The 4197-nt window shown below is 45.9% G+C and carries 4 protein-coding genes; 1 reads left to right on the forward strand and 3 read right to left on the reverse strand.

Annotation, left to right across the window (positions count from 1 at the left end):
- Positions 1–85: 85 nt before the first annotated feature.
- Positions 86–934 carry a replication initiation protein RepM gene (gene repM, locus LX59_RS15460; RefSeq protein ID WP_144573367.1) on the forward strand — a complete coding sequence of 283 codons (849 nt, stop codon included), beginning with the start codon at positions 86–88 and terminating at the stop codon, positions 932–934.
- Positions 935–1031: 97 nt separating this feature from the next.
- On the opposite strand, the gene LX59_RS15465 is transcribed toward repM, so the two are convergent.
- From LX59_RS15465 to LX59_RS15480, 3 genes are all read right to left on the reverse strand, one after another.
- Complete coding sequence (locus tag LX59_RS15465) at positions 1032–2249, reverse strand: ATP-binding protein (RefSeq protein ID WP_144573368.1); 1218 nt, start codon at positions 2247–2249, stop codon at positions 1032–1034.
- Between the two features lie 121 nt (positions 2250–2370).
- Entirely contained in the window at positions 2371–2631 is a 261-nt protein-coding gene (locus LX59_RS15470; RefSeq protein ID WP_144573369.1) for a DUF2790 domain-containing protein, read from the reverse strand.
- A 298-nt stretch (positions 2632–2929) separates the two neighbouring features.
- On the reverse strand, positions 2930–3352 hold the full coding sequence (locus LX59_RS15480) for a DoxX family protein (RefSeq protein ID WP_144573370.1): 423 nt from the start codon (positions 3350–3352) through the stop codon (positions 2930–2932).
- Between the last annotated feature and the right edge of the window lie 845 nt (positions 3353–4197).

Here is a 4197-nt window from a genome sequence, read left to right on the forward strand (position 1 = left end):
AAATTCCTACCAATAAAACTACAAATTCCTTGCAAATAACTACATTTTTTTTTATGTAGTTATTTGCAAGGAGGCGAATGAAAAAATGGCAAAAGACATCGTAAAAATCGTAAAAAAAGACAACGCATTGATTAATGCTTCATACACGCTGACTCTCGCAGAGCAACGACTTATTCTTCTGGCAGTGACTGAAGCCGCTGGTGAGCCTAATGCTCTAAAGAGCTTGATAGTTCGCGCTGATCGATATGCAGAACAATTCCATATCACGCGACAGACAGCCTATGAGGCTCTAAAAGACGCAGCTAGTCAGCTATTTGAACGTCGATTTAGCTTTCAGGAAGAGACTCCTAAGGGGCTTAAAACAACAGTTAGCCGCTGGGTTTCACATATTTCGTATATCGAAGGCGGGGCATTTGTTGAAATTGCTTTTGCACCTCATGTCCAGCCCTTGCTATGTGACTTACAGAACAAATTCACTTACTACGGACTAGAGCAAGTAGCTAGTCTTACCAGTGTGCATGCTGTGCGTTTATATGAATTACTTATCTCTTGGCGCTCAACAGGAAAAACTCCAATTTTCGAAATAAATGACTTTCGGCGACAGCTTGGAATTGAGCCAGATGAATATCCAAGAATGGATAACTTCAAGCGCCGTGTTTTAGACTCATCTATCAGTCAAATCAACGAACATACTGACATTTTTGCTAGTTATAAGCAGCACAAACAAGGCCGCACGATTACGGGTTTTAGCTTCACATTCTCAGCAAAACAGAACAAAATCTCGAATGTAGTTGATATTCAAACCGGCACAAAACGCTCTAAGCCAAAACGCCATGTCATTACTAAAGCTGAGGCTGAAAAGATGGCTCGCCCTGGCGAAAGTCATAGCGAGCTGTACCAACGCCTAAGCCGAGAATATGTTATTAGCGATTGAGCCTAAAAAAGCGAATTTTTACGCATTTTGACGGCAATTTTGCGCCATAAATAGAAAGTTAAAAATAACAAACCCCAGACTTGGCTGGAGTACCTAACTAACTCCAGAATAATGCGAGCGGTACGGCTACCAGTTGTTCATCAAAAGGTACGACCTGATCACCTGAGTAAAACACCACGCCTCGCTTGAACTGCTGTGGTGTGATCTCGCGTAAATGACGAAGGCCATTGAAGCTCTTGCTGCTGATAGTAGCTGCTGCTTTGACTTCAATACCAACCAGATCGCCACGACGGTTTTCCAGTACAAAATCCACCTCGATACCCGTTGAGGTGCGGTAATGCATCAACTGTGTACGCAAATCTGACCAACTTTGATGCTTAACTAGCTCAGCGTGCACGAAGTCCTCTACTAAGTCCCCCGGCAACCCCAATCCAGCTGCCATACTGGCCTCACTCAAGCCCTGCAAGTGGGCCATTAAACCGTAGTCACTCACAAACAGCTTGGGTGATTTCTGTAGTCGTTTGCCGAGATTGGATGACCATGCTGGCATTTGGCGTACAAGAAAAAGAGTTTCCAACAAAGTCAGATAGCGCTTGAGCGTAGTCTGCGGAATCCCCGTTGAACGCGACAGCTCGGCAGCATTCAGCAACCCGCCACTGCGAGCGCCCAGCAGTTGCATCAGACGCGGCATCTCCGTCAGCCCTTCGATCTGGGCTAGGTCACGGACGTCACGCAGCAATATGGTATGGAGATAGCTCTCAAACCAAGCTTCCCGCCGCCGTTCGCTAGAGCGACTTAGAGCTTCAGGATAACCTCCACGACTTAGCCTCGCGATGAAGTCTTGCCGCTCGAAATGGCACTTATCCGGCAACTCGCCACTAAACAGCCGATCAATCATGCTTAGAGGCTGATGCTCGACTTCGCTTTGCGCTAGAGGCCACAGATTCAGTACCTCCATACGCCCAGCTAGAGAGTCAGCGATTTGTGGCAGTAGCAGCACATTAGCCGAGCCGGTCAGCAAAAAACGACCGGGGGTACGGTCACGATCCACTGCTGCCTTGATCGCCAAGAATACCTCAGGGGCACGCTGTACCTCATCGAGGCAGACCGCCCCCTTGAGCGCGTTGATGAAACCGAAGGGATCAGCCTGCACAGCCGCTAACACTGCCGGATCATCGAAGGTGTAGTAAGCCGCTTCACGGCCAAGATCTTGGATCAGCGTACTCTTGCCAGTCTGGCGAGCGCCGTTGACCAGCACCACTGGAGAATCATCTAAGGCTTCAAGTAATCTTTGGCGTATTTTCCGTGTATACATGGTGTAAAATCATCCACTAAGTGGTGGAAATTACACCATAAGACCGTGGTACATAGAAGCAGCCATCAAAAATAAAAACCCCAGATTTAACTGGGGTTTTTGTGTATTCGCTTTGGCGGCATTAGCCGTTTTGACATCCGTTACCAACGGTTTCATAAACCATTTCATGCTCCTGACCTTGGCTGTCTTTGTAGGTTATTTTTTTCTCGATGACACCACAGCTACTTTCAGGTTGCAGGGCTTGAATCGAAACCACTTCTTTGACATCTAGGGTTTGACCGTAACTGTAATGTTCGACTTCGACTACAGGCTCTGCTGCTTGGCTCATCAGAGGCAAAGCAGAAACCAACATCAGAGCAGCGATTTTGACTTGAGTGTTCACAGTGACCTCCAGTTTCAGACCTCAACGATGGCGTCGTTCTGGGCGTCTCGGCGATCTGAAGGGTTTTTTCGTTTCGTTGGGATCATCCTATGTCTGTGGCGGCTAAGGAGTAAGCGCGCTTTGCGACTCAGACTGTGACCTGTTTTGTCACAATGATGGCTGCACTTTGGCCCCACTCGATTACTGAATGGGGCAAATATCCTAAGGATTAGATCAGCGTTAGGCTGACCTCAATATTGCCTCGGGTGGCATTGGAGTAAGGGCATACGATATGGGCCGCTTCAATCAGTGCAAGTGCTTAAGCTACAGCGGATTGAACGCGGCGATGGCGATTCAACACAGCATCCAAACTGAAGGCTCCTGCCCCAATTCGGGCTACCTGCAGCAAACCACCGGCAATAGCCACGTTTTTTAAGAAATGAATCTGTTGGTTGGTGTCACCCAGTTGATTATGAAACAACACTGCCGTAGCCACGCTAAAACCGGCCATAGCCAACGCGCTTTGACGTGTTTTCAATCCAACGACCAAAGCAGTTGCCAGACCTAGCTCAACAGCTAGAGCGGCCAGTAGCGACAACAAGGGATAAGGTATCCCTATGCTCTCGATATAACCCAATGTGGCCTCAGGCGCCGAAACCTTGGCAATGCCACTGGTGATAAACAGGCTAGCGAGCAGAATTCGGCCGACTAGATCGAGAGTGTTGTTGGCTTCAATACGCATTTCATTCGTCCTTATGGGTGTGTGTTGGTGTGGTGAGAAGATTACTGTCCCAATTCAACAAGATTAAGATGTATATATTTGTTTTTTTGTCCTATATAAGTAGACAATAGAGGCAGCATTCTCTTTAAAACCGAGTACAGCCACTCCCAGTGTTCACTAACCCATTCAACTATTAGAAAGTAACTCGATAAAAAGTTATTTATTTCCAAAAGATGGATCTAAAAAATCAGCAGGAATTACTTTAACCAACTAAATAGTTTTTTATGGCCTCGTTTCTCTAGAACTTCTTGTTTTATATTTTGGCCTTCTTCACGGAGTTGATGAATGAACTCCATTACTAAAGAAGCTTCAGTATCAGTTAACCAATACGCTCTAAAGCACGTTGATTTTTTTGATAGCGCGCTTGATGCTCTGCATTATTAGTTTTAACTAATTCGTCCTGTTTACTAGTCATAGTCAAATCCTTTTTTTCGTTACAACTAACGTTAAGCTCGTATTTTTTTCTAAAGTTAAGTCAGTCACACAGATGCCCTGTTCTGCCGTTATGTCAGAGCTTGAATAGTTCAAAGCTTCACTTCAGCCAGTCGCCGCGTAACGCTTGAGTGCTGGAATAGTTCGCTTAGGGTAGGCCAGCCAGATCTTATGAGGACATAATTCCCAGTATTCTAGTGTCGTTTGTTATAAAATTTATTAGCCATCATCTGCAAATAAGCAGCGATTGTTCAAAAAAACCAACTAAACTGGTCTTAACATTCATAACCCCATGACGGGATCACTCCGTCTGGGATGGTCTCTTCGTGTCGTGCATCTGCATTTTGAGGAGATCCATCATGACGTTTTTTATC

Origin of the sequence: Azomonas agilis, assembly GCF_007830255.1 — a bacterium.
Taxonomy (GTDB): Bacteria; Pseudomonadota; Gammaproteobacteria; order Pseudomonadales; family Pseudomonadaceae; genus Azomonas; species Azomonas agilis.

Coding starts and splice junctions, on each gene's coding strand:
- LX59_RS15480 (WP_144573370.1), bottom strand. CDS start 3,352: ATGCGTATTGAAGCCAACAACACTCTCGATCTAGTCGGCCGAATTCTG.
- LX59_RS15465 (WP_144573368.1), bottom strand. CDS start 2,249: ATGTATACACGGAAAATACGCCAAAGATTACTTGAAGCCTTAGATGAT.
- repM (WP_144573367.1), top strand. CDS start 86: ATGGCAAAAGACATCGTAAAAATCGTAAAAAAAGACAACGCATTGATT.